Annotated in this window: 18 protein-coding genes; 14 read left to right on the top strand and 4 right to left on the bottom strand. The window is 58.6% G+C overall.

Annotated features, from left to right (window positions below; translation table 11 throughout):
* Window positions 1-36 precede the first annotated feature (36 nt).
* The gene (locus RGU44_RS20655) at window positions 37-1,800 is read left to right on the top strand and encodes an amidase (protein ID WP_322218886.1); all 1,764 of its coding nucleotides are present in this window, start codon (window positions 37-39) and stop codon (window positions 1,798-1,800) included.
* A 553-nt stretch (window positions 1,801-2,353) separates the two neighbouring features.
* On the opposite strand, the gene mgrA is transcribed toward RGU44_RS20655, so the two are convergent.
* The gene (mgrA, locus tag RGU44_RS20650; protein ID WP_322177283.1) at window positions 2,354-3,391 is read right to left on the bottom strand and encodes an L-glyceraldehyde 3-phosphate reductase; all 1,038 of its coding nucleotides are present in this window, start codon (window positions 3,389-3,391) and stop codon (window positions 2,354-2,356) included.
* A gap of 270 nt (window positions 3,392-3,661) precedes the next feature.
* Between mgrA and RGU44_RS20645 the strand changes: the two genes are divergently transcribed.
* Window positions 3,662-4,429: an SDR family oxidoreductase gene (locus tag RGU44_RS20645; RefSeq protein WP_322177282.1), complete on the top strand. Its 768-nt coding sequence runs from the start codon at window positions 3,662-3,664 to the stop codon at window positions 4,427-4,429.
* Window positions 4,430-4,468: 39 nt separating this feature from the next.
* Here RGU44_RS20645 and betT read toward each other — a convergent pair whose 3' ends face one another.
* Complete coding sequence (gene betT, locus RGU44_RS20640; RefSeq protein WP_322218883.1) at window positions 4,469-6,469, bottom strand: choline transporter BetT; 2,001 nt, start codon at window positions 6,467-6,469, stop codon at window positions 4,469-4,471.
* Window positions 6,470-6,742: 273 nt separating this feature from the next.
* Entirely contained in the window at window positions 6,743-7,696 is a 954-nt protein-coding gene (epsC, locus tag RGU44_RS20635) for a serine O-acetyltransferase EpsC (protein WP_322218881.1), read from the bottom strand.
* A 215-nt stretch (window positions 7,697-7,911) separates the two neighbouring features.
* Between epsC and RGU44_RS20630 the strand changes: the two genes are divergently transcribed.
* The 12 genes from RGU44_RS20630 (at window position 7,912) to RGU44_RS20575 (ending at window position 19,736) form a co-directional block, all read left to right on the top strand.
* Window positions 7,912-8,910, top strand: coding sequence for a D-cysteine desulfhydrase (locus RGU44_RS20630; protein ID WP_322177280.1), 999 nt, complete (start codon window positions 7,912-7,914; stop codon window positions 8,908-8,910).
* A gap of 232 nt (window positions 8,911-9,142) precedes the next feature.
* On the top strand, window positions 9,143-9,940 hold the full coding sequence (gene tcyJ, locus RGU44_RS20625; protein WP_219063744.1) for a cystine ABC transporter substrate-binding protein: 798 nt from the start codon (window positions 9,143-9,145) through the stop codon (window positions 9,938-9,940).
* Window positions 9,940-10,605 (top strand): cystine ABC transporter permease, encoded by a 666-nt coding sequence (tcyL, locus tag RGU44_RS20620; protein ID WP_219063783.1) that lies wholly within the window; start codon window positions 9,940-9,942, stop codon window positions 10,603-10,605. The genes tcyJ and tcyL overlap by 1 nt, the downstream gene beginning before the upstream one ends.
* A gap of 3 nt (window positions 10,606-10,608) precedes the next feature.
* The gene (gene tcyN, locus RGU44_RS20615) at window positions 10,609-11,352 is read left to right on the top strand and encodes an L-cystine ABC transporter ATP-binding protein TcyN (protein WP_322177279.1); all 744 of its coding nucleotides are present in this window, start codon (window positions 10,609-10,611) and stop codon (window positions 11,350-11,352) included.
* Window positions 11,353-11,638: 286 nt separating this feature from the next.
* Window positions 11,639-12,358 (top strand): hypothetical protein, encoded by a 720-nt coding sequence (locus RGU44_RS20610; protein ID WP_322218879.1) that lies wholly within the window; start codon window positions 11,639-11,641, stop codon window positions 12,356-12,358.
* 246 nt (window positions 12,359-12,604) lie between these two features.
* On the top strand, window positions 12,605-13,846 hold the full coding sequence (locus RGU44_RS20605) for an SfnB family sulfur acquisition oxidoreductase (protein WP_322218878.1): 1,242 nt from the start codon (window positions 12,605-12,607) through the stop codon (window positions 13,844-13,846).
* A gap of 19 nt (window positions 13,847-13,865) precedes the next feature.
* A complete protein-coding gene (locus tag RGU44_RS20600) occupies window positions 13,866-15,071 on the top strand; it encodes an SfnB family sulfur acquisition oxidoreductase (RefSeq protein WP_322218875.1) in 1,206 nt (401 codons plus the stop codon).
* Window positions 15,071-16,432 (top strand): LLM class flavin-dependent oxidoreductase, encoded by a 1,362-nt coding sequence (locus RGU44_RS20595; protein ID WP_322218872.1) that lies wholly within the window; start codon window positions 15,071-15,073, stop codon window positions 16,430-16,432. Before RGU44_RS20600 ends, RGU44_RS20595 begins: the two co-directional genes overlap by 1 nt.
* A gap of 67 nt (window positions 16,433-16,499) precedes the next feature.
* Window positions 16,500-17,288: a MetQ/NlpA family ABC transporter substrate-binding protein gene (locus RGU44_RS20590; protein WP_416151983.1), complete on the top strand. Its 789-nt coding sequence runs from the start codon at window positions 16,500-16,502 to the stop codon at window positions 17,286-17,288.
* A 2-nt stretch (window positions 17,289-17,290) separates the two neighbouring features.
* Entirely contained in the window at window positions 17,291-18,412 is a 1,122-nt protein-coding gene (locus RGU44_RS20585; protein WP_322218870.1) for a methionine ABC transporter ATP-binding protein, read from the top strand.
* Entirely contained in the window at window positions 18,402-19,046 is a 645-nt protein-coding gene (locus tag RGU44_RS20580) for a methionine ABC transporter permease (protein ID WP_322177273.1), read from the top strand. The genes RGU44_RS20585 and RGU44_RS20580 overlap by 11 nt, the downstream gene beginning before the upstream one ends.
* Before the next feature lie 63 nt (window positions 19,047-19,109).
* A complete protein-coding gene (locus tag RGU44_RS20575) occupies window positions 19,110-19,736 on the top strand; it encodes a class I SAM-dependent methyltransferase (RefSeq protein WP_322218867.1) in 627 nt (208 codons plus the stop codon).
* Window positions 19,737-19,819: 83 nt separating this feature from the next.
* On the opposite strand, the gene RGU44_RS20570 is transcribed toward RGU44_RS20575, so the two are convergent.
* Window positions 19,820-21,372 (bottom strand): IS3-like element ISPpu4 family transposase gene (locus RGU44_RS20570; protein WP_250690811.1). Its coding sequence is split into 2 segments (ribosomal slippage): window positions 19,820-20,910 and window positions 20,910-21,372, totalling 1,554 coding nucleotides; the frame shifts between segments, so codons are not numbered across the junction.
* Between the last annotated feature and the right edge of the window lie 25 nt (window positions 21,373-21,397).

Here is a 21,397-nt window from a genome sequence, read left to right as displayed (position 1 = left end):
GACCTCGATCCTGAGGTCATCAAGGAGATAGCCGTCATGGAAAAACCGACTTTTGCATTTACCCCCGAAGAGCAGGCACTCAATGCCCGCCTTCTCGCAGCGCTCCCCCGTGGTTCCTCAATCAAAAAACGCGACCGAATCGTCGACTATGAAGTCGTCGAAATGGCTGCGTTGTTCCGCGAGGGCAATCCGAATAAGTTGACCGCAGAACAAGTGCTCCTCGCCTACCTGAATAGAATCAGCCAATTCAACGGCACCTTCGAAACCTATGATGAAAACGGCGGCTACAACGCCTTCGTGCGCATCGATCTGATAGAGGCCCAGGAACAAGCCAGACTGGCCGATGAATGGCTAAGCAATCCCAACGACGAACGCGGCCCGGCACCACCACTGTGTGGTATTGCGATGGGAGTGAAAGATTCAATCGGCATACAAGACCGAAAGAGTACAAACGGCACTGCGACATTCAGCAGCAATATTGCGCTTCAGGATGCTACCTGTGTGACCAAGCTTCGGGCACAAGGTGCGGTGTTGGTCGGGCACAATACGTGTTCGGCTTACTCGGGCGATACAACGGGGACTTTTGCTGGAAATGCCTGGGACCCGGCGCGAGCACCCGGCGGATCCAGCCAAGGCTCAGGGGTCGCGCCAGTGGCCCGCCTTTGCGCGGCGTCGCTGGGCGAGGAAACCGGCGGCTCGATGATCATCCCCGCAGCGTGCAACGGAGCCAGCGCGATCAAACCATCTCTTGGGCTGGTATCCGTAGCCGGTCTGATGCCCGCAAGTAACGGCCTTGATGTGATAGGTCCGATGTGCCGGTCGGTTCGCGATGCCTCACTGATTTTGTCACTCATCTCGGGGATCGATCAGCTCAACGATCCCCATACCCTGTCGGCACCGATCCCGCCAAACCTGCTGCCAACGACCGCCAGAGAGGGCCTTTTGCCTCTGCGCGGGCTGACCATTGGGGTGCCTCAAACGGACTGGATGAACTCCATCTCCGTTCCTCCCGCCGACACCTACGACCCCGACTACAAGCTAGCGTTCGATCGCTTTAAGGGGCAACTACGGGACCTGGGTGCCACTGTCGTTGAATTCCCAGGCCTGGATCTACAGATTCCCGACAATGCACCTTTCACCCACTCTCACGAGTTAGGGTTACTGCCGGACCTAGAACCCATCACGCCATTCAAAGCAGTTTTCTGGAGTAACGGACTCGACTGTCGACACTGGCAGTCGGTTGCGGAATTTGCGCAGGACCTGCCAGCCGAGTACCGGACCGAGTTACTTGGGCATTACCACCCCGCGACCAATACCTCTGCGAGCTACATCACCTCTGCCATGAGAACGGAAGCTGAGGAACGGCGCCGACGAGAGCAAGCGCTTCTCCAACAGGCGCTTGATGATTACGCCGTGGACTTTATGCTGGTCATGCCATTGGGTGCTCACATCGGCAGGCGCTTTGATGGCAGCGAAAGGCTGCCGAACCAACGTTCACACTACGACGTGCCTAACTTACAAGGTTGGCCCATGCTGACATTTCCCATAGGATATGGGCGGACCGGTCTACCCGCGCAATTGCCGATCACTGCAGCATTCTGGGGAACACGCTTCAACGAAGCGATGATCATTCAAGCTGCCATAGATTTTCAGGATCGATTTCCGGAATACCATAATGCGGTGCCGCCAGACCCCACATTCGGCCCTGACACGAAACGGCCGCCGCACATTCCGCGCGTGCAGCCTGTGACACCAGAAACCTCGACCGATCCGATTATCATGCAGAGGGGGCGCTCATGAGCCTGATCAGCAGCACGCCATTCTTTACCGTTAAATGGACGCCACCGATCAATCCAGGGCAATTACCCGCAAATCCGAGAAGTGAGGTGCCAAGGTTCATGGCCGTGGCGTGGCGAGCGAAACTCGGGCCGGTGTATTACCCGTTTGAGCGTGAGAGACCAGAGATTGCGTTATAGCGGCCTGTCTGACAAAGCGCATCAAACCCTTCGCAGGCAAGCCAGCTCCCACAGATTTGGTGTACTAAAGGACCCATGTGGGAGCGAATTCATTCGCTTGTATGGTAGGACTTGAAGGGGTGGTGGGACGAACAGTTCGCTTCTGACTGATGAGACAGTACAGACCGTGGGAGACCTCGCCCCACCCCTTCCACCAAAGCGCCGATAAAGAATGCATCGTGTAAGAGCGAAGATAGAAACAAGCCAACACCTCTTGGTGAAACCCCAACAAGTCCTGAAACCTTATCGTGGAGCGCCGTCCTTGGCAAACCTGGTCGTAAAGTCTCCCACAGTTAAAAATATGCGTCAGGCACAGACTCCTATAGTAGCGCTGTCAATTACTGATCAGTCGACGGTTTTTCCCAAAGATTGATCCCGCCTTCAACTGCGAAGCGGTCGATTTCGGCCAGCTCTTCGCTGCTGAACGACAGGTTTTTCAAGGCCCCGACGTTTTCGATGATTTGCTCTGGGTGACTGGCGCCGATCAACGCCGAGGTCACGCGTGGATCACGCAGGGTCCAGGCCAGCGCCATTTGCGCCAGGCTCTGGCCACGACGCTGGGCGATTTCATTGAGGGCACGCACGTGAGCGATGTTGCTCTCGGACAGGTGCGACGCCTGCAATGACCCACCGCCCGGGCGATTGACCCGCGAATCCTTCGGCACGCCATTCAGGTATTTGTCGGTCAACAAACCTTGCGCCAGTGCCGTAAAGGCGATCACTCCTGCGCCGAGTTCTTCGGTGGCGTCCAACAGGTCTTTTTCGACCCAGCGGTTGAGCAGGTTGTAAGCCGGTTGATGAATCAGCAGCGGCACTTTCCATTCGTTGAGCAACGCCGCCATTTCGCGGGTTTTCGACCCGGAATAAGACGAGATGCCGATGTACAGGGCCTTGCCTTGCTGCACGGCGGTGGCCAGGGCGCTGGCGGTTTCTTCCAGCGGGGTCAGCGGGTCGAAACGGTGCGAATAAAAGATATCGACGTAATCGAGGCCCATGCGCTGCAAGCTCTGATCGAGGCTGGCCAGCACGTATTTGCGCGAGCCGCCGCCCTGACCATAAGGCCCCGGCCACATGTCCCAACCGGCTTTGCTGGAGATGATCAGCTCATCTCGGTAATGCTTGAAGTCTTCGCGCAACAGACGACCGAAGTTGATCTCGGCGCTGCCATAGGGCGGGCCATAGTTGTTGGCCAAATCGAAGTGGTTGATGCCCAGATCGAAGGCGGTACGCAGCAGTGAACGCTGAGTGTCCATCGGCGTGCTGTCGCCGAAGTTGTGCCACAGCCCAAGGGACAAGGCCGGTAAAACCAGGCCGCTACGGCCGACGCGGCGGTACGGAATGGATTCATAACGGTTTTCGGCAGCGATATAAGTCATCGAATCCTCTCTCGTTAAAGGTGCATGGGTGCGACCCCTGAACGTAGCTCGCAGTTCCTGCTTTTTTTAATACACCGATTGCTGCAACGGGGTCAGGCGAGCTGGCCGAGCATACCCGTAAGCGCCCCACCCCAATAGTCCGACTAATAAAGACGCCCCCGTACTGCACTGTATTGTTGAGATTTATTGAACAGTAAAGGCAATTTACGGCCATTTATCGCCCTGAATAAACATGTGAATCTACAACCACATTCAGTCAGGAGGTGCAGCATGATCCCTACTACCCAGAATCAGGCCACTCACACCCGTGCGCGCAAAGTCGCTATCGTTACCGGCGCATCACGCGGCATTGGCGCTGAAATCGCCAAGCGTCTGGCTGCCGACGGTTTCGCCATCGCCGTCAACTACGCCAACAGTGCTGCCGAAGCCGACACCTTGGTCGCCCGGATCGTCGCCAACGGCGGCCAGGCTGTTGCCATCAAGGCTGACGTATCGAACGCGGCCGACGTGCGCACTCTGTTCGACGTGACCGAACAGCAACTGGGCCGTGTCGACGTGCTGATCAATAACGCAGGCGTGATGAATCCCTCCCCCTTGGCCGACACCAGCGACGAGTTGTTCGAACAGACCTTCGGGATCAACACGCGTGGCACCTTCAACACCCTGCGGGAAGCCGCTACGCGGATGAATGACGACGGTCGTATCGTCAATTTCTCCAGCACCGCCCTGGCACTGAACCTGCCGGGTTACGCGATCTACAACGCCACCAAGGCGGCCGTCGAATCCTTCACCCATGTGTTTGCCAAAGAACTGCGCGGCCGCAACATCACCGTCAACGCCGTCGCGCCTGGGCCCGTTGCGACTGAGTTGTTCCTGCACGGTAAAAGCGAAGAGCAGATCCAGCAGTTCGCCAAGATGCCACCGTTGCAACGCCTGGGTCAGCCAGAAGACATCGCCAACGTCGTCTCCTTCCTCGTCGGCCCGGATGCCGGCTGGGTCAACGGGCAGATTTTGCGCGCCAACGGCGGGCTGGCCTGAAGCCCGATCATCGGGTCATTCAGGCGCTTTTTTTTTGCCTCAGCGCACCAAATGCAGGAACTGCAAGTGCCGCTCGTATTGGTCAAGGATGTCGTTGATCACCTGCTCCCTGGTGTAGCCGACCAGATCGTAATCCTGACTGCCTTCACTCAAGTGAACTTCGGCGCGGTAGTAACGCCGATTGTTCATGCCTTTCGAACCCATGCCGGCGCGAGCAAAGGTCGGCGTGAAATAACCGCGCATCATCACGTGATAGATGAACGGACGCTCGTCGCCGTGGCCGACTTCCAGGCTGACGCTGTCGTTGCTCGGATCGGGCTGGGTCACCACCTTCAGGCCCTTCTCGACGAACACCGCCGTGACCTCTTCGATGGCCGGACGCACCGTCTGCTCAAGGAAACGATAGACCTCGTCGCGTGACGGGAAGTGCACAGCCTGGGTCAAGCGCTGTCGCCACCCGCCACGCCCAAGGCGCGAGCCGGACACCGGCGCCAGCGAATGCAGCTGGGCGATTTGCCGCTGCGACTCCAGATAGAAAGCCTTGTGCAGCCCCCACATCATCAGCAACAGAATCAGCGAGAACGGCAACGACGTCAGCACCACCGCCGATTTCAGCGAATCGATACTGCCGGCAAACAACAACCCGCTGGTGATCAGGGCAGTCGCTACGCCCCAGAACACCCGCAGCCATTTCGGTCCATCCTCGTCTGCACTCCCGCCACGCGCGGACAGGGTCGACAGCACCACGGTGCCAGAATCCGCCGAGGTGACAAAGAACACAAAGCTGATGAACACCGTCACGGCAATGACAGTTTTGCTCCACGGGTAGTTTTCCAGCAGCAGGTAGAGGGTCATCGAAGGGTCGTCGATGGCTGACTGCCCGAGCGCGACCATGCCGTGATTGAGTACCTGGTCAATGGCGCTGTTACCAAAAATCGACATCCAGGCCAAGGTGAAACCCAGCGGAATCAAGAGCACGCCGCAGACGAACTCACGGATGGTGCGGCCACGGGAAATACGCGCAATAAACAGCCCGACAAAGGGCGACCACGCGATCCACCATGCCCAATAAAACACGGTCCAGCTGCCCAGCCAGTCGCCGGTTTTATCGTAGGCGTAAACATCGAAACTCTTGGTGGGCAGCGCGCCCAGGTAATCACCGATGTTCTGCACCAGCGTGTTCAGTAGATGCTGGGTGGGACCGGCGAACAACACGAACAGCAGCAGCGCGCAGGCCAACAACATGTTGATGTCGGACATGACGCGCACGCCCTTGTCCACGCCCGCGATGGCCACCAGAATCGCCGCCCCCATCATCAGGGTGATCAACCCCACCTGAATCCATTGGGTATGTGGCATACCGAACAGATAGTCGAGGCCTGAATTAAGGTGCAGTACGCCAAAGCCCATGTCAGCGCCCAGCCCGAACACCGTGGCGATGATGCCGAAACCATCCACCGCATAGCCAATAGGACCGTTGATGCGCTTGCCGATCAGCGGGTACAACGCCGAGCGCAAGGCCAGCGGCAGGTTATGCCGATAGGCGAAATACGCCAACGCCATGCCGACAAACGCGAACACACCCCAACCATGCAAACCCCAATGCAGAAACAGCAGCTGCATGGCCTGTCGCGCCGACTCGGTGGTACCGCCCTCGCCCTGTGGCGGTTGCAGCATGTGGGTGAGCGGCTCGGAAACGCAGAAAAAGAACAGGGTGATGCTGATCCCGGCAGCGAACAACATGCCGGCCCAGGACAAATAACTGAACTCGGGTTCGTCGTGGTCGGCACCGAGCTTGATCTTGCCGTAGCCAGACAAGGCGGTGACCACCACGAAGACCAGATACAGGGTCATCGCCAGCATGTAATACCAGCCGACCGTGTTGGCCGCCCAGTTTTGCGCCGCCAGTAACCACTCGCCGGAGCGTTGCGGAAAGACAATCACCAGCAGCCCGAACAGCAAAATGAAACCCGCCGCAAAATAAAAAACCGGCGGATTCATCCGAACTTGGCTGCTGACCTGCGGGGTAGGCGCACTCATAGGGACTGCGCCTCATGGAAGAGGGAAGTAACCGGGAAAAACGAACTCAAGGGGTAAGCCTCCTGTTGTGAGCGGGCAGCGAACCACCGAATTTAACTTGAACGAACGGTCAAGTTAAACATAAATGGCCCCGCGAGGACTAATCGCAGGCGGGTTGTCGCTCGCTTGGTATGGAGGTGTGACGCATGGAGAGCACTAATCGTTCCCACAGAAAAGCAATCTCTGTGGGAACGAATTCATTCATGAGAATGAGGTGTCAGGCGACTCAGCGCCCTACTTCTGACACCCATCATCCTGCTGCAACAGGTTAGCCTGGGTCAGGTTGCAGCCAGCCGGTACGCTGCGGGTCAGCCAGACGTTGCCGCCAATAGTCGAACCTTCGCCGATGGTGATGCGCCCAAGAATGGTCGCACCGGCATAGATCACCACGTCGTCTTCGACTATCGGATGACGGGCGTGGCCTTTTTGCAATTGACCGTCTTCGTCCGCCGGGAAGCGTTTCGCGCCCAGAGTCACAGCCTGATAGATGCGCACACGTTCGCCGATGATCGCGGTTTCACCGATGACCACACCTGTCCCGTGATCGATAAAGAAGCTCTGGCCAATCTGCGCGCCGGGGTGGATGTCGATGCCGGTGGCCGAGTGTGCAATCTCCGAACTGATCCGTGCCAGCAACGGCAGGCCGGCGCGGTACAGGTGGTGCGCCAAGCGGTGATGAATGACCGCCAGAATGCCCGGATAGCACAGCAACACTTCGTCGACGCTGCGCGCAGCCGGGTCGCCGTGGTAGGCCGCCAGCACGTCGGTGTCCAGCAAACGGCGAATCACCGGCAAGGCGCTGGCGAAATCCTGAATCAGCTGCACCGCGTGCGTGTCGGCAGCGGCGACGTTCTTGCCATGTTGACGCGCCACATAGCGCAGTTCCAGGCGAGCCTGCGCCAACAACGCATTGAGGGACACGTCGAGGGTATGGCCGACGTAGAAGTCCTCGCTCTCTTCGCGCAAGTCCACCGGCCCCAGGCGCATCGGGAACAACGCCCCACACAGTGCTTCGAGAATGTCGCGCATGGCCGCTCGTGAGGGCAGCTCACGACCGCCATGCTCAACACTCACACGCCCATTACGCGTGCGCCAGTCATCACGCGCCGCACGCAATTGGTTGACGATTTGCTGCAACTGCCAGTTATCGGTACGGCTGTCGGCCGATGCCTCTGGAATATCGCTCACGCTCACCACTCCTTCTGCATTCAAGGTAAAAGAGCCACGTTCACGGTCGCACGATAACGGCCGCTGATGCTCCCACTCTACGGCAAACTTTTGCGACGAAAAATTAACAATTTCCGTAGGGCCTTTGCCGAACACCGTCCATTCCTGCAAATGTTGCACAGGGCTCAGTCGGTTGCCTATAGTCCATCGACTCACTTCCCGGCCAATTGACCACCATGATCAAACAACAGCTCGCTCGTTTTAACCGCCTGAAATTGCTCGGCGCCCCCACTCCACTGGAAAAACTGGAGCGTCTGTCTGCCTGGACCGGCCGGGATATTTATGTCAAACGCGATGACACCACCACACTGGCACTGGGCGGCAACAAGGTGCGCAAGCTCGAATACCTGGCTGCCGACGCGTTGGCCCAAGGTGCCGACACGTTGATTACCGCCGGAGGAATCCAGTCCAACCACGTGCGCCAGACGGCCGCGCTGGCTGCACGTCTGGGCCTGGGTTGCGTCGCGCTGCTGGAAAACCCCATCGCCAGCACCGACACCAGCTACTTGAGCAATGGCAACCGCCTGTTACTGGACCTGTTCGACGCCAAGGTCGAGCTGGTCGAGAACCTGGATAACGCCGATGAGCAACTGCATGCCCTCGCCGCCCGTCTGCGGGCTGGCGGCAAAAAGCCTTATTCGGTGCCGATTGGTGGCTCCAACGCGTTGGGCGCGCTGGGGTATGTGCGCGCAGGGCTGGAGTTGGCCGAACAAATCGAGCAGACCGGGCTGACATTTGCCGCCGTGGTCCTCGCGTCTGGCAGTGCGGGCACGCAAAGCGGCCTGGCCTTGGGACTCAGCGAAGCGTTGCCCCGGTTGCCTGTGGTGGGCGTTACCGTGTCACGTAGCGAAGAAGCCCAGCGGCCGAAAGTCGAAGGACTGGCACAGAGAACTGCAGAGTTACTGGGCATCAATCTGCCGAGCAGCTTCAAGATCGACCTGTGGGATGAATATTTCGCACCCGGCTACGGCGCACCCAACGCGGGCACCCTGGCCACAATCAAGCTGGTCGCCAGCCAGGAAGGCCTGTTGCTCGATCCTGTGTACACCGGCAAAGCCATGTCTGGGCTGCTCGACGGCATCGGTCGCCAGCGCTTCAATGAGGGTCCGATCATCTTCCTGCACACGGGCGGCGCGCCGGCCTTGTTCGCTTATCCCGGCGCCTTTTCGGGCTGATTTTCCAGCCAGCCTCCATATTCCAATTAGAAATATATAAATTATTTTTAATTATTTTAATTCATATGCAGCAGCCCCTATAGTCACACGGCGTGCAGGATTAGCCACGCCCTGTGAAGGCTCACTAAGGGAATAAAGTCGCCTGAAATAACTGGATTAAGTTTCAAGGCCGCAGTAGCGTTCATTGGGTCTGATTCTTGCCTGTCGCTCAAAACACCATAAGGGGCTCGTCATGAACATTGCTGCCATCCGCCGGACATTTCTTCTTTCCACATTGAGCCTTGTGCTCGGCTCCAGCCTGATCGGGCAAGCCGTCGCCGGGGACCAGCTGCAAAAAATCAAGGACAGCGGCACGATCAATGTCGGCCTTGAAGGCACGTATCCGCCGTTCAGCTTCGTGGACGAGAAAGGCGACCTCAACGGCTTTGAAGTCGAGTTCTCCCAAGCCCTGGCCAAAGAGCTGGGGGTGAAAGCCAAACTGCAACCGACCAAATGGGATGGCATCCTCGCGGCGCTGGAATCCAAACGCCTTGATGTGGTGATCAATCAGGTGACCATCTCCGAAGAGCGCAAGAAGAAGTACGACTTTTCCGAGCCCTACACAATCTCCGGGATTCAAGCGCTGACCCAGAAGAAGGACGCAGGCAAGTTCCCGACACCTGACTCCCTTGCAGACAAAAAAGTCGGCGTCGGCCTGGGCACCAACTATGAACAATGGCTCAAGGAAAACGTGCCTAAAGCCATCGTCAAAACCTATGACGATGACCCTACCAAATTCCAGGACCTGATCGCCGGCCGCACTGACGCGATCCTCGTTGACCGTCTGGCCGCATTCGAAATGGTCAAAAAAACCAATGACAAGCTAGCCGTGTCCGGCGCGCCGTTTTCCCGCCAGGAATCCGGTATCGCGATACGCAAAGGCGAGCCCGAGTTGGTCGCCGCCATCAACAAAGCCATCGACAAACTGCGTGCCGACGGGACCCTCGCCAAGTTGTCGCAGAAGTACTTTGGCTCTGACGTGACCCAATGATTGAAGAGAGTCTGAAGCTAGCGCTGGACTCCGCGCCCTTTCTGCTCAAGGGCGCATATTTCACGGTCATCCTCAGTCTGGGCGGGATGTTCTTCGGCTTGCTGCTGGGCTTCGGCCTGGCATTGATGCGTTTATCGCACCTCAAGCTGCTGAGCGGAATTGCACGGGTGTATGTGTCGTTCTTTCGCGGCACACCCTTGCTCGTCCAGTTGTTCATGATCTATTACGGCCTGCCACAACTGGGGATAGAACTGGACCCGCTGCCCGCAGCGCTGATCGGTTTTTCCCTGAACATGGGCGCTTATGCCTGCGAAATTCTGCGTTCAGCCATTGGCGCAGTGGATCGCGGACAATGGGAAGCTGCGGCCAGCATCGGCATGACCCGTGCGCAAACCATGCGCCGGGCGATTCTTCCGCAAGCCGCGAGAACCGCTTTGCCGCCGCTGGGCAACAGCTTCATTTCACTGGTCAAGGACACCGCGTTGGCGGCAACCATTCAGGTGCCCGAGCTGTTCCGTCAGGCACAGTTGATCACTGCGCGGACCTTCGAAATTTTCACCATGTACCTTGCCGCCGCACTGATCTACTGGATCCTTGCCAGCCTGCTCGCGCACCTGCAGCACCGCCTGGAAGCGAGGGTCAACCGACATGATCAGGAGTCTTGAAGCATGATCGTGGTTGAAAAACTGACCAAGAAATTCAAAGGGCAGACGGTACTCAACGGCATCGATTTGACCGTCGAAGCTGGCGAGGTTGTGGCCATCATCGGACCCAGCGGTTCCGGTAAAACCACCCTGTTGCGTTGCCTCAATTTTCTCGAAGAACCCACCAGCGGCAAGATCATCGTCGGTGACATCGAGATCGATGGCAGTCGCCCGCTGAGTCAGCAGCAAGGCTTGATTCGACAACTGCGCCAGCACGTGGGTTTCGTCTTTCAGAACTTCAACCTGTTCCCCCATCGCACCGCGCTGGAAAACGTGATGGAAGGCCCGCTGGTGGTAAAAAAAATGCCCCGCCCGCAAGCCGAGGCGCTGGCGCGTAAGCTGCTGGCCAAGGTCGGCCTGGCCGGCAAGGAAGACGCGTACCCACGGCGACTGTCCGGCGGCCAGCAACAGCGGGTAGCGATTGCTCGCGCCTTGGCCATGGAGCCCGAGGTCATTCTGTTCGATGAGCCCACCTCAGCGCTGGACCCGGAGTTGGTGGGTGAAGTATTGACGACCATCCGCGCCCTGGCGGAAGAGAAACGCACCATGGTCATCGTGACTCACGAGATGAGTTTTGCCCGGGATGTCGCCAACCGGGTGATCTTTATCGACAAGGGCGTGATCGTTGAACAAGGCGACGCCAAGGCGCTGTTTGCCAACCCTAAGGAAGAGCGGACTCGCCAGTTTCTGGAACGAAGCAGGCACTGATCAACCCTGCAGATAACAAAAAACAGCGCTCACCCGGCGCTGTTTTTTTTCGCGCCTGACATTTCTTGGGGTTGCTGAGTAGGACGCAGTACTGAGACCCAAGTAACCCACAAGCCGTACAAATGTAGGAACTGTCTGATTCCATCCGAAGCTCGCGTTTCACGCTCGCACTGCCTTGACACTCGTTCCCATCCTCTCTTAGCTGGCTATCACGATTCATTGATATCCATTCATAGAGGTATCCGCGGCGCCGCGTGTTAGCCGCTGATCACGAGGAGTATTCAACATGGCTTGTGCGACCCAAACGTCCCATCAGATCAAACTGCATGCCCCTTATTTGCCCCAAGCAAACAAGCACGGTATTGGCGTGAGTGCCGCCGCGCATCTGCGGGTCACTATCAAGCCTTATGCGGCCATGGACGAGGGCGACCTGATCGAACTGTTCTGGGGTGGCCGTTACGTTGCATCAAAGCTGCTGACGACCGCAGATATCGGCGAGACCCTGGCACTGCGTGTCCCGGAAAGTTTTTTACAGAGCGGCAAGGTCAAAATCTGGTACCAGATCCAAAAGATCGGCAGTACGCCGTCGCTCTCCGCGAGCATAGATGTATGGGTAAAACTCGATTGCCCTGGTGGTCACCCCAACCCGTTGAGCCCAGAAGAAAACCAGAGCCTCGCGCCCTTGGCTGTACCCGACGCCCTGCTGCGCCACGGGCTCACCGCAAAACAGCGGAGAAGGGGTGTTGAGCTGACCATTGAGGCGTACCAAAACATGGCCGCCAAAGATGAAATCACCCTGCGCTGGGGGGATGTGCGCATGGATCTGCCAGCCATCGATGCCAGCGATGTGGGCAAGCCCATTACATTGAATATTCCGCCGGCATTGATTCTGGAAGGAGGCGAAGACCATCAGCTGGAAGTGACTTACTGCATTATCGACCGGGTGGGCAACACGTCACGCTGGGCACCACCACGCGCACTTAACGTCAGTGGCGTCGCTGATTAATACACCACGGAGCTTTAAATCACGATCTGCAACTCTCCCGTCTATGCTTATTCCAAAAAGTAAGTTTATTTAATTTTTATACACGCTTAGGGTATATATACCGGACCACCGGACCACCGGACCACCGTCAGTTTGTTTTCGCCGCAGAGACGCGGCTTATGTCGATGTGAGGTTTGGAATGGTCACTTTCACAATCACCCCCGTGCAGATCGCCAGGGCATTGCGTACCGCCACGGAGCGGCGCTGATGTCGGATCTCGTGGCTACACTCCTCCAGAGCGATCTGGACATCGCCCCGCTGCTATTGCCAGCGAAGGTCCTGAGTAACGACGCCCAAGCCATCGCCGCTGCCCATGAATTGGCGCAGCTCGCGCGCTTGCAGGCGGCACAGCGTGATCGTCAGCGCAAACTGCCGTGGGCCCAAATCGAACACTTCACCCGCAGCGGGTTGGGGAGCATTTCCATCCCCCGTGAATACGGTGGCCCGCAGGTTTCATTCGTTACCCTGGCGGAGGTGTTCAAGATCATTTCCGCTGCTGACCCTGCGCTGGGGCAGATCCCGCAGAATCAGGTGGGCATCCTCAATTCGTTGTTGGGCAGCGCCAACGAAACACAAAAAAAACAGGTGTTTCAAAGCGTGCTGAACGGCTGGCGCATCGGCAATGCCGGGCCTGAACGCGGCACCAAAAACACCCTGGATATCAAAGCTAGAATCACCGCCAAGGGCGACGGGTTTGTCCTCAACGGCCAGAAGTTCTATTCCACCGGGGCGCTGTTCGCGCATTGGGTGGCAGTCAAAGCACTGAACGATGACGGTCGACAAGTGCTGGTATTCGTCCCGCGTGGCACACCGGGTTTGCGCATTGTCGATGACTGGTCCGGCTTTGGCCAACGCACCACCGCCAGCGGTACGGTGCTGCTCAATAACGTGCCGGTGGAAGCCGAGCACATCATCGAGAACTGGCGCCTGGCGCATACGCCGAACATTCAGGGCGCCGTGTCGCAATTGATCCAGGCGGCCATCGATGTCGGGATCGCTCGCGAAGCCATCGACGACAGCATTCGTTTTGTCCGCGAGCGCTCGCGCCCATGGATCGATGCCAACGTCGAACGGGCCAGCGACGATCTGTACGTGATCGCCGACATCGGCAAACTGAAACTCGAACTGCACGCCGCCGAAGCATTACTGCGCAAAGCGGGTCAGGTGCTGGATGAGGTCAACGCCGCGCCCGTGGACGTAGCCTCTGCCGCTCGCGCCTCGATTGCCGTTGCAGAAGCCAAGGTCCTGACCACTGAAATCTCCCTGCTCGCCAGCGAAAAGCTGTTCGAGCTGGCAGGCAGTCGCGCCACCCTGGCCGAGTTCAACCTCGACCGCCATTGGCGCAACGCTCGCGTTCACACGCTCCACGACCCGGTGCGCTGGAAATACCACGCCGTCGGCGCTTACCACCTGAACGGCACAGTGCCGGCCCGGCATTCCTGGATCTGACCAGAGCACTGGAGAACGTATGAGCCTTATATCTCACCTGCCGCAAACGGCGGCAGTGATCGACAGCGACGCCCAAGCCTTGAACATGGCCGCCGATCTGGCTGAACATTTTAAGCGCGACAGCGCCCTGCGTGACCGTGAACGCCGCTTGCCACACGAAGAACTGGAACTGTTTTCCCGCTCCGGTCTGTGGGGCATCAGCGTGCCAAAAGCTTTCGGCGGTGCGGGCGTTTCCATCGTCACCCTGGCCAAGGTCACACAACTGATCGCCGAGGCTGACTCGTCCCTCGGACAGATTCCTCAGAACCATTTCTATGCCCTTGAGGTGCTGCGCGTGAACGGCAGCGCTCAACAGCAAAAACGCCTGTACGCGGAAGTACTAGCCGGGCAACGCTTCGGTAACGCACTGGCCGAGTTGGGCACCAGAACCGCTCACGACCGCACTACGCGCCTGACCCAGGACGGTGATGGCTATCGCATCAACGGCCGCAAGTTTTACGCGACCGGCGCCTTGTATGCGCAGCGCATACCGACCTCGGTGGTGGACGAACAAGGTGTGCAACAACTGGCCTTCGTCCCGCGTGACGCTGCGGGCCTGACGGTGATCGATGACTGGAGCGGCTTCGGCCAGCGCACCACCGGCAGCGGCTCTGTGGTGTTCGATAACGTGTTTGTCAGCGCCGATGACGTGGTGCCGTTTCAAACTGCCTTCGAACGCCCAACTACCGTAGGCCCGCTGGCACAGATTCTTCATGCGGCCATCGACACCGGCATCGCCCGCGCGGCCTATGAGGACGCCTTGCACTTCGTCCGCACTCGCACCCGGCCATGGATTGATTCCGGTATCGAAAAAGCCGTGGACGATCCATTGACCCTGCACAGCTTCGGCAAGCTTGGCGTTCGCCTGCACGCGGCCGAAGCGCTGCTGGAACGCGCCGGTGAGTTTCTTGATCGCGCCCAAGCCGACAGCACCGCTGAAAACGTCGCCGCCGCGTCCATTGCGGTGGCCGAAGCACGCGCCATCAGTACCGAAATCTCTCTCGCAGCGGGCAGCACCTTATTCGAGCTGGCTGGCAGTCAGGCGACGCTGGCCGAGCATGGCCTGGACCGTCACTGGCGCAACGCCCGCGTGCACACCCTGCACGACCCGGTGCGCTGGAAATATCACGCCATCGGCAATTACTACCTCAATGATACAAACCCGCCACTGCGGGGGACCCTCTGATGACGAAGAAAAAAATCCTCCTCAATGCGTTCAACATGAACTGCATTGGCCATATCAACCATGGCCTGTGGACGCATCCCAGGGACAACTCCACCGAGTACAAGACTCTCGAATACTGGACTGAGCTGGCGCAACTGCTGGAGCGCGGCCTGTTCGATGGCTTGTTCATCGCCGATATCACCGGCGTGTACGACGTGTATCAGAACTCGGTGGATGTAACGCTCAAAGAGTCGATCCAGTTGCCGGTCAACGACCCGCTGATGCTGCTGTCGGCCATGGCTGCGGTCACGAAAAATCTGGGGTTCGGCCTGACCGCCAACCTCACGTATGAAGCGCCGTATCTGTTTGCCCGACGCATGTCGACCCTCGACCACCTGAGCCGTGGCCGCGTGGGCTGGAACATTGTTACCGGTTATCTGGACAGCGCAGCCAAGGCCATTGGCCTGAGCGAACAGGTCGAACACGACCGTCGTTATGATCAGGCCGATGAATACCTGGAGGTGCTGTACAAACTCTGGGAAGGCAGCTGGGAAGATGACGCGGTGATCAATGATCGCCAGCAACGGATCTATGCCCAACCCGAAAAAGTGCACAAGGTTCGGCACAAAGGCGAGTTCTACCAGGTCGAGGGTTATCACCTCTGCGAACCGTCACCGCAGCGCACCCCGGTGTTGTTTCAGGCAGGCACTTCTGATCGCGGTTTGCAGTTCGCCGGGCGCCATGCCGAGTGCGTTTTTATCAGCGGACAAAACAAGGTCGCGACCCGCGAGCAAGTGGACAAGGTTCGCGCCAGCGCCAAAGCCGCCGGGCGTAACCCCGAGGACATCAAGGTGTTCATGGGCTTGAATGTGATCGTCGGCGCCACCGAGGAACTGGCCCGCGCCAAGCATCGGGAGTATCTGGAATACGCCAGCGCCGAAGCAGGCGTTGCGCATTTTGCGGCCTCTACCGGGATCGACTTCGCGGAATACACACTGGACGAGCCGATCCAGTACGTGAAAAGCAACGCGATCCAGTCGGCGACCAAGAACCTGAAAAACAATGATTGGACCCGCCGCAAACTGCTCGATCAACACGCGCTGGGCGGGCGCTACTTCACCCTGGTCGGCTCGCCGGAACAGGTCGCTGACGAGCTGGAATCCTGGATCGCCGAAACCGGCCTCGACGGTTTCAACCTGACCCGCACCGTGACCCCGGAAAGCTATGCGGATTTCATCGATCTGGTGATTCCGGAACTGCAACGCCGTGGTTCTTACAAAACCGCTTATGACAGCGGCACCCTGCGCGAGAAGTTGTTTCGCGAGGGCCCACGTTTACCTGCGTCGCATGCGGGGACGGGGTATCGACATGCGGGGAAATAACAATGCAACTGTTGCGCACGGTCAGACAACATCAACTCCAGCCCTTATTACGCCCAGGATTTCAGCCATGACCAAAACAATAATCACCCTGGCCCTCGCGCTCTTCACTCTCAACGCCCACGCCGACGATAAACCGCTCAAAGTCGGCACTACCGCCGCCTTTGCCATCCCGCTGGAAGCGGCCGTTGCAGAAGCCGGCAAGCAAGGCCTGAAGGTAGAGCTGGTGGAGTTCAGCGACTGGATCGCCCCGAACGTCAGCCTCGCGGCAGGCGATATCGACGTGAATTACTTCCAGCACGTCCCGTTCCTGGAAAATGCCAATGCCGCAGCGGGCTTCCATCTGGTGCCTTACGCGTCCGGGATCATCAACAACGTCGGGCTGTATTCGAAGAAGTACAAAAGCCTCGATGAGCTGCCGACTGGCGCCACCGTGGCCATCGCCAACGACCCGATCAACAGCGGACGCGGCCTGCAACTGCTGGCCAAAGCCGGGCTGATCACCCTCAAACCTGGCGTCGGCTACAAGGCCACCGAAGAAGACATCGTTGCCAACCCGAAAAAAATCAAACTGATTCAGGTCGAGGCTGTGCAACTGGTGCGCGCCTACGATGACGCTGATCTGGTGCAGGGCTACCCGGCCTACATTCGCCTGTCGAAAACCTTCGATGCCGGTTCCGCGTTGCTGTTCGACGGTCTAGATCATAAGGAATACGTGATCCAGTTCGTGATCAAGCCCGAGAACAAAAATGACCCGCGTCTGGCCAAGTTCGTCGACATATACCAGCACTCGCCCGTTGTTCGCGCCGCCCTGGATAAAGCCCATGGCAAACTCTATCAAGCCGGCTGGGAAGGCTGAACATGAACGCGACTGCCCAACGCCCGTTACCGCATGAATCGCCCAACGCCGAGCAGCCCTCGGAATTGCACCCTGACTTGAATCGGGCCCATGTGCGTTTTATCAACCTGGGCAAAACCTATGACAGCCAGCACGGGCCGGTGGATGCACTGCAGAACATCAACCTGGCGATTCAACGCGGTGAGGTGTTCGGCATCATCGGCCGCAGCGGCGCGGGCAAGTCGTCATTGATTCGGACCATCAACCGCCTGGAGCGCCCGAGCAGCGGTCGGGTGCTGATCGATCAGGTGGACATCAGCGAGTTCGACGAAGACCATCTGGTGCAGCTGCGTCGGCGTATCGGGATGATCTTTCAGCACTTCAACCTGATGTCGGCCAAGACCGTGTGGCAGAACGTCGAACTGCCGCTCAAAGTCGCCGGCGTGCCACGTGAACAGCGCCAGCGCAAAGTCGCCGAACTGCTGGAACTGGTCGGTTTGCAAGACAAGCACAAGGCCTACCCGGCACAACTGTCGGGCGGACAAAAACAGCGCGTGGGGATTGCCCGCGCCCTGGTCCATGATCCGGCGATTCTGCTGTGCGATGAAGCCACCTCGGCGCTGGACCCGGAGACCACGCAATCGATTCTCGGTCTGCTACGCGAGATCAATAAACGGCTGGGCCTGACCATCATTTTGATCACCCATGAAATGGCGGTCATCCGCGATATCTGCGACCGGGTGGTGGTGCTTGAACACGGTCAAATCGTCGAGCACGGCCCTGTGTGGCAGGTGTTCGGCAACCCTCGGCACGACGTCAGCAAAACCTTGCTGGCGCCGCTGCAACACGGGCTCCCCGAGGATGTGCAAGCGCGCTTGAACCCCGAGCCACAGCACCCCACGGCTGCGGTGGTACTGGACGTGCATTTCACTGGCGTTGGCGGCGAAGAGCCGGACCTGGCCGCGCTGTTCAATTCCCTTGGCGGGCGGATCAGCCTGTTGCAGGGTGGGGTTGAGCGCATTCAGGGCCGCGCACTGGGACATCTGGTGATCGAGGTCGCCCACTCGCCACATGACTTGGACGAGTTACTCAATCGCGCCCGCACACTGGCGCAACGCGCGGAGGTATTGGGTTATGTGGTTTGATCGACTGCTTCAAGGTGTCATCGATACGTTTTTAATGGTCGGTGTATCGTCATTGATTGCCCTGCTGCTGGGCATTCCGCTGGCAGTGATTCTGGTCACCAGCGCCAAAGGCGGAATCTACGAAGCGCCCACTCTGAATCGCGTGCTGGGCGCCTTCGTAAATCTGTTCCGCTCGATTCCGTTCCTGATCCTGATGGTCGCGCTGATTCCGTTCACCCGGCTGATCGTCGGCACCACCTACGGCGTCTGGGCGGCCGTGGTGCCGCTGACCATCGCAGCGACGCCGTTTTTTGCGCGCATCGCTGAAGTCAGCCTGCGAGAGGTCGACCATGGCCTGATCGAAGCCGCGCAAGCCATGGGCTGCCGCCGATGGCACATCATCTGGCATGTGCTGCTGCCCGAAGCGTTGCCGGGTATCGTCGGCGGCTTCACCATTACACTGGTGACGATGATCAACTCGTCGGCCATGGCCGGGGCTATCGGCGCAGGTGGATTGGGTGACATCGCCTACCGCTACGGTTATCAGCGCTTCGACAGCCAGGTGATGCTCACTGTGATTGCCTTGTTAGTGGTGCTGGTCGCAGTGATTCAGTTTGGCGGTGATCGGCTGGCTCAGGTGCTGAACAAGCGTTGAGTGATTGAACAACGGCTGGGCGGGGGTATATTCATCACTTACCCACGCCCAGACAGACCCGCAATGAAACTCGCCCCGCAGGACCTCGCCAAAATCACCGCCACCACCGTCGGCCACTACAACGAAGTGGCTGACGACTTCCGCGAAGGCACCCGTGACCACGACGTCAGCCAGAACATAGCCGCGCTGCTGCGACATATCGAAGGCGAGGCGCCGTGGCATATTCTGGATTTTGGCTGCGGACCGGGACGCGATCTGAAGACCTTCAGCGCCATGGGTCATAGTGCGGTGGGTCTGGACGGCGCCGAGCGTTTCGCCGACATGGCCCGTGCCGAGACCGGCTGTGAGGTCTTGCAGCAGAACTTTCTCGAACTCGATCTACCGGCCGAGCGCTTCGACGGGATCTTCGCCAACGCAGTGTTGTTCCACGTCCCCCGCCAGGAACTGCCACGGGTCCTGCGCGAACTGCACGCAACGCTGAAGCCGGGCGGCGTGCTGTTCAGCTCCAATCCAAGGGGCGAAAATCAGGAAGGCTGGAACGGCAGCCGTTATGGCTCCTATCACGACCTGGAAGCCTGGCGCGAACTGCTCAATGACGCGGGCTTCACCGAGCTTGAACACTATTACCGCCCCGAAGGACTGCCCCGCGAGAAACAGCCGTGGCTGGCGAGTGTGTGGCGCAAGGCTTGAAGGACTTCCCACAGAAAGTTGGTCGGTAACACCATCTTTGGAGGAGCGGCGTTTTGCAAGGTAGTTGTCGCGTCAGCTGTGTTTTATGCGGCTATTTTCAGTGTCGGTAACTCCCTTTCCGGATTGAGTGTGACCGCGCCGATGGGCTGCCAATTGCGTGTCGCACCTGACCAGCGATGTGGATGTTGATTACGAGCTTGCTGATACAGGGCATGACGCTTGGCCAAGATCTCTTGATCATCTCCTCGATGACGCTGCGCCGGGGTCACGAAGCGGATGCGGCTGTGGCGGTGTTGGTGGTTGTACCAGCGGATAAAATCGCGCACCCAGCTGCGTGCCGCGTCCAAATCTGCAAAACCACCAGGAGGCCATTGCGGGCAATATTTCAGGGTTCTAAACAGCGATTCTGAGTAGGGATTATCGTTACTCACCCGTGGTCGTCCGCGTGACGGGGTGATGCCGAGTTCGTACAGTTTGCTCAGCAACGTCACCGATTTCATCGGTGCACCGTTGTCCGAGTGCAGCACTAGGGGCCGTCCGGCGCAGCGTTCGGTGAGCACGGTGCGCTGCATCAGTTCGGCCGCCAGCTCGCCACTTTCTTGCTCGTAAACTTCCCAGCCCACGGCCTTTCGGCTGTAGATGTCCTCGATCAAATACAGATAGTAGTACTTCCCACGCACTGGCGATGGCAAGTAGGTGATGTCCCAAGACCAGACCTTATTGGCTGTGGTTGCGCTGTGAGTTGTCGGCGCAGCATGCTTGTGCGGTGCATGGCTGCGGCCACGTCGGTGCTGCTGATCAGCTTCCTTCAGGACGCGGTAAAAGGTTGCCTCTGAGGCCAGATAACGACCTTGATCGGCCAGTATCGGGACGATCTGGCTGGGCGGCAGGCTGACGAATGGCGGACTGTTGCAGACCTCTAAAATAGCGCAACGCTCCTGTTCACTCAGGGCATTAAGTGGTCGCGGACGTGACGTGGTGGTGCGCACGTCGGCCTGCATCACAGGCGTCAGCGCCCAGCGTTGCAGGCTGCGCAGCGACAGCCCGATCTCCGCGCTGGCAATAGTTTTGCGTGCACCAGAAGCAACGGCTTGGTTAAAACGTTCAACGAGTTGTTGCCGTTCTGGCAGCGAGGTCAGACGTCCTCGCTGTCGTTTCCCCAGAAGGCATTCATCTTTTTTCGCAGCACCAGAATCGCGGCGGTTTCTGCGAGCGCCTTGTCCTTGCGCCGCAGTTCACGCTCCAACTCGGCGATGCGTTTTTTGTCGGCGCGCGCCTGTTCTCGCTCGGCCTGGCGCTGTGCCTGGGCTGTTAGCTGGCCACTGATGCAGGCCTGTCGCCAAGCGCCGATTTGCTCGGGGTACAAACCCTTGCTGCGACAGTATTCGCTAAGCTCGATCTCGCTCAACGTGGCCGTGTGCAACACCGCTGCGAACTTGGCTTCAGCCGACCAGTTATCGGCACTGCTTTTATCTCCGGGCACCACTGCGCCTCCTGCTTTGAGCTTGGTTCGCCAAGCATACAGGGTGGCTTGAGAGATGCCTTCTTGACGCGACAACTCGGCCACGGACATGTTTTGAGGCGGCAGCAATTTGTTGATAAGGGCCGCTTTACGCTCAGGTGAATAGCTCGACATTACAGCTCTCTTTGGCGCCCCCGAT

Source organism: Pseudomonas sp. 5C2 (assembly GCF_034314155.1).
Taxonomy (GTDB): domain Bacteria; phylum Pseudomonadota; class Gammaproteobacteria; order Pseudomonadales; family Pseudomonadaceae; genus Aquipseudomonas.
Note: the sequence above shows the minus strand (reverse complement) of the source record. Positions and strands in the feature narration are given on the sequence as shown.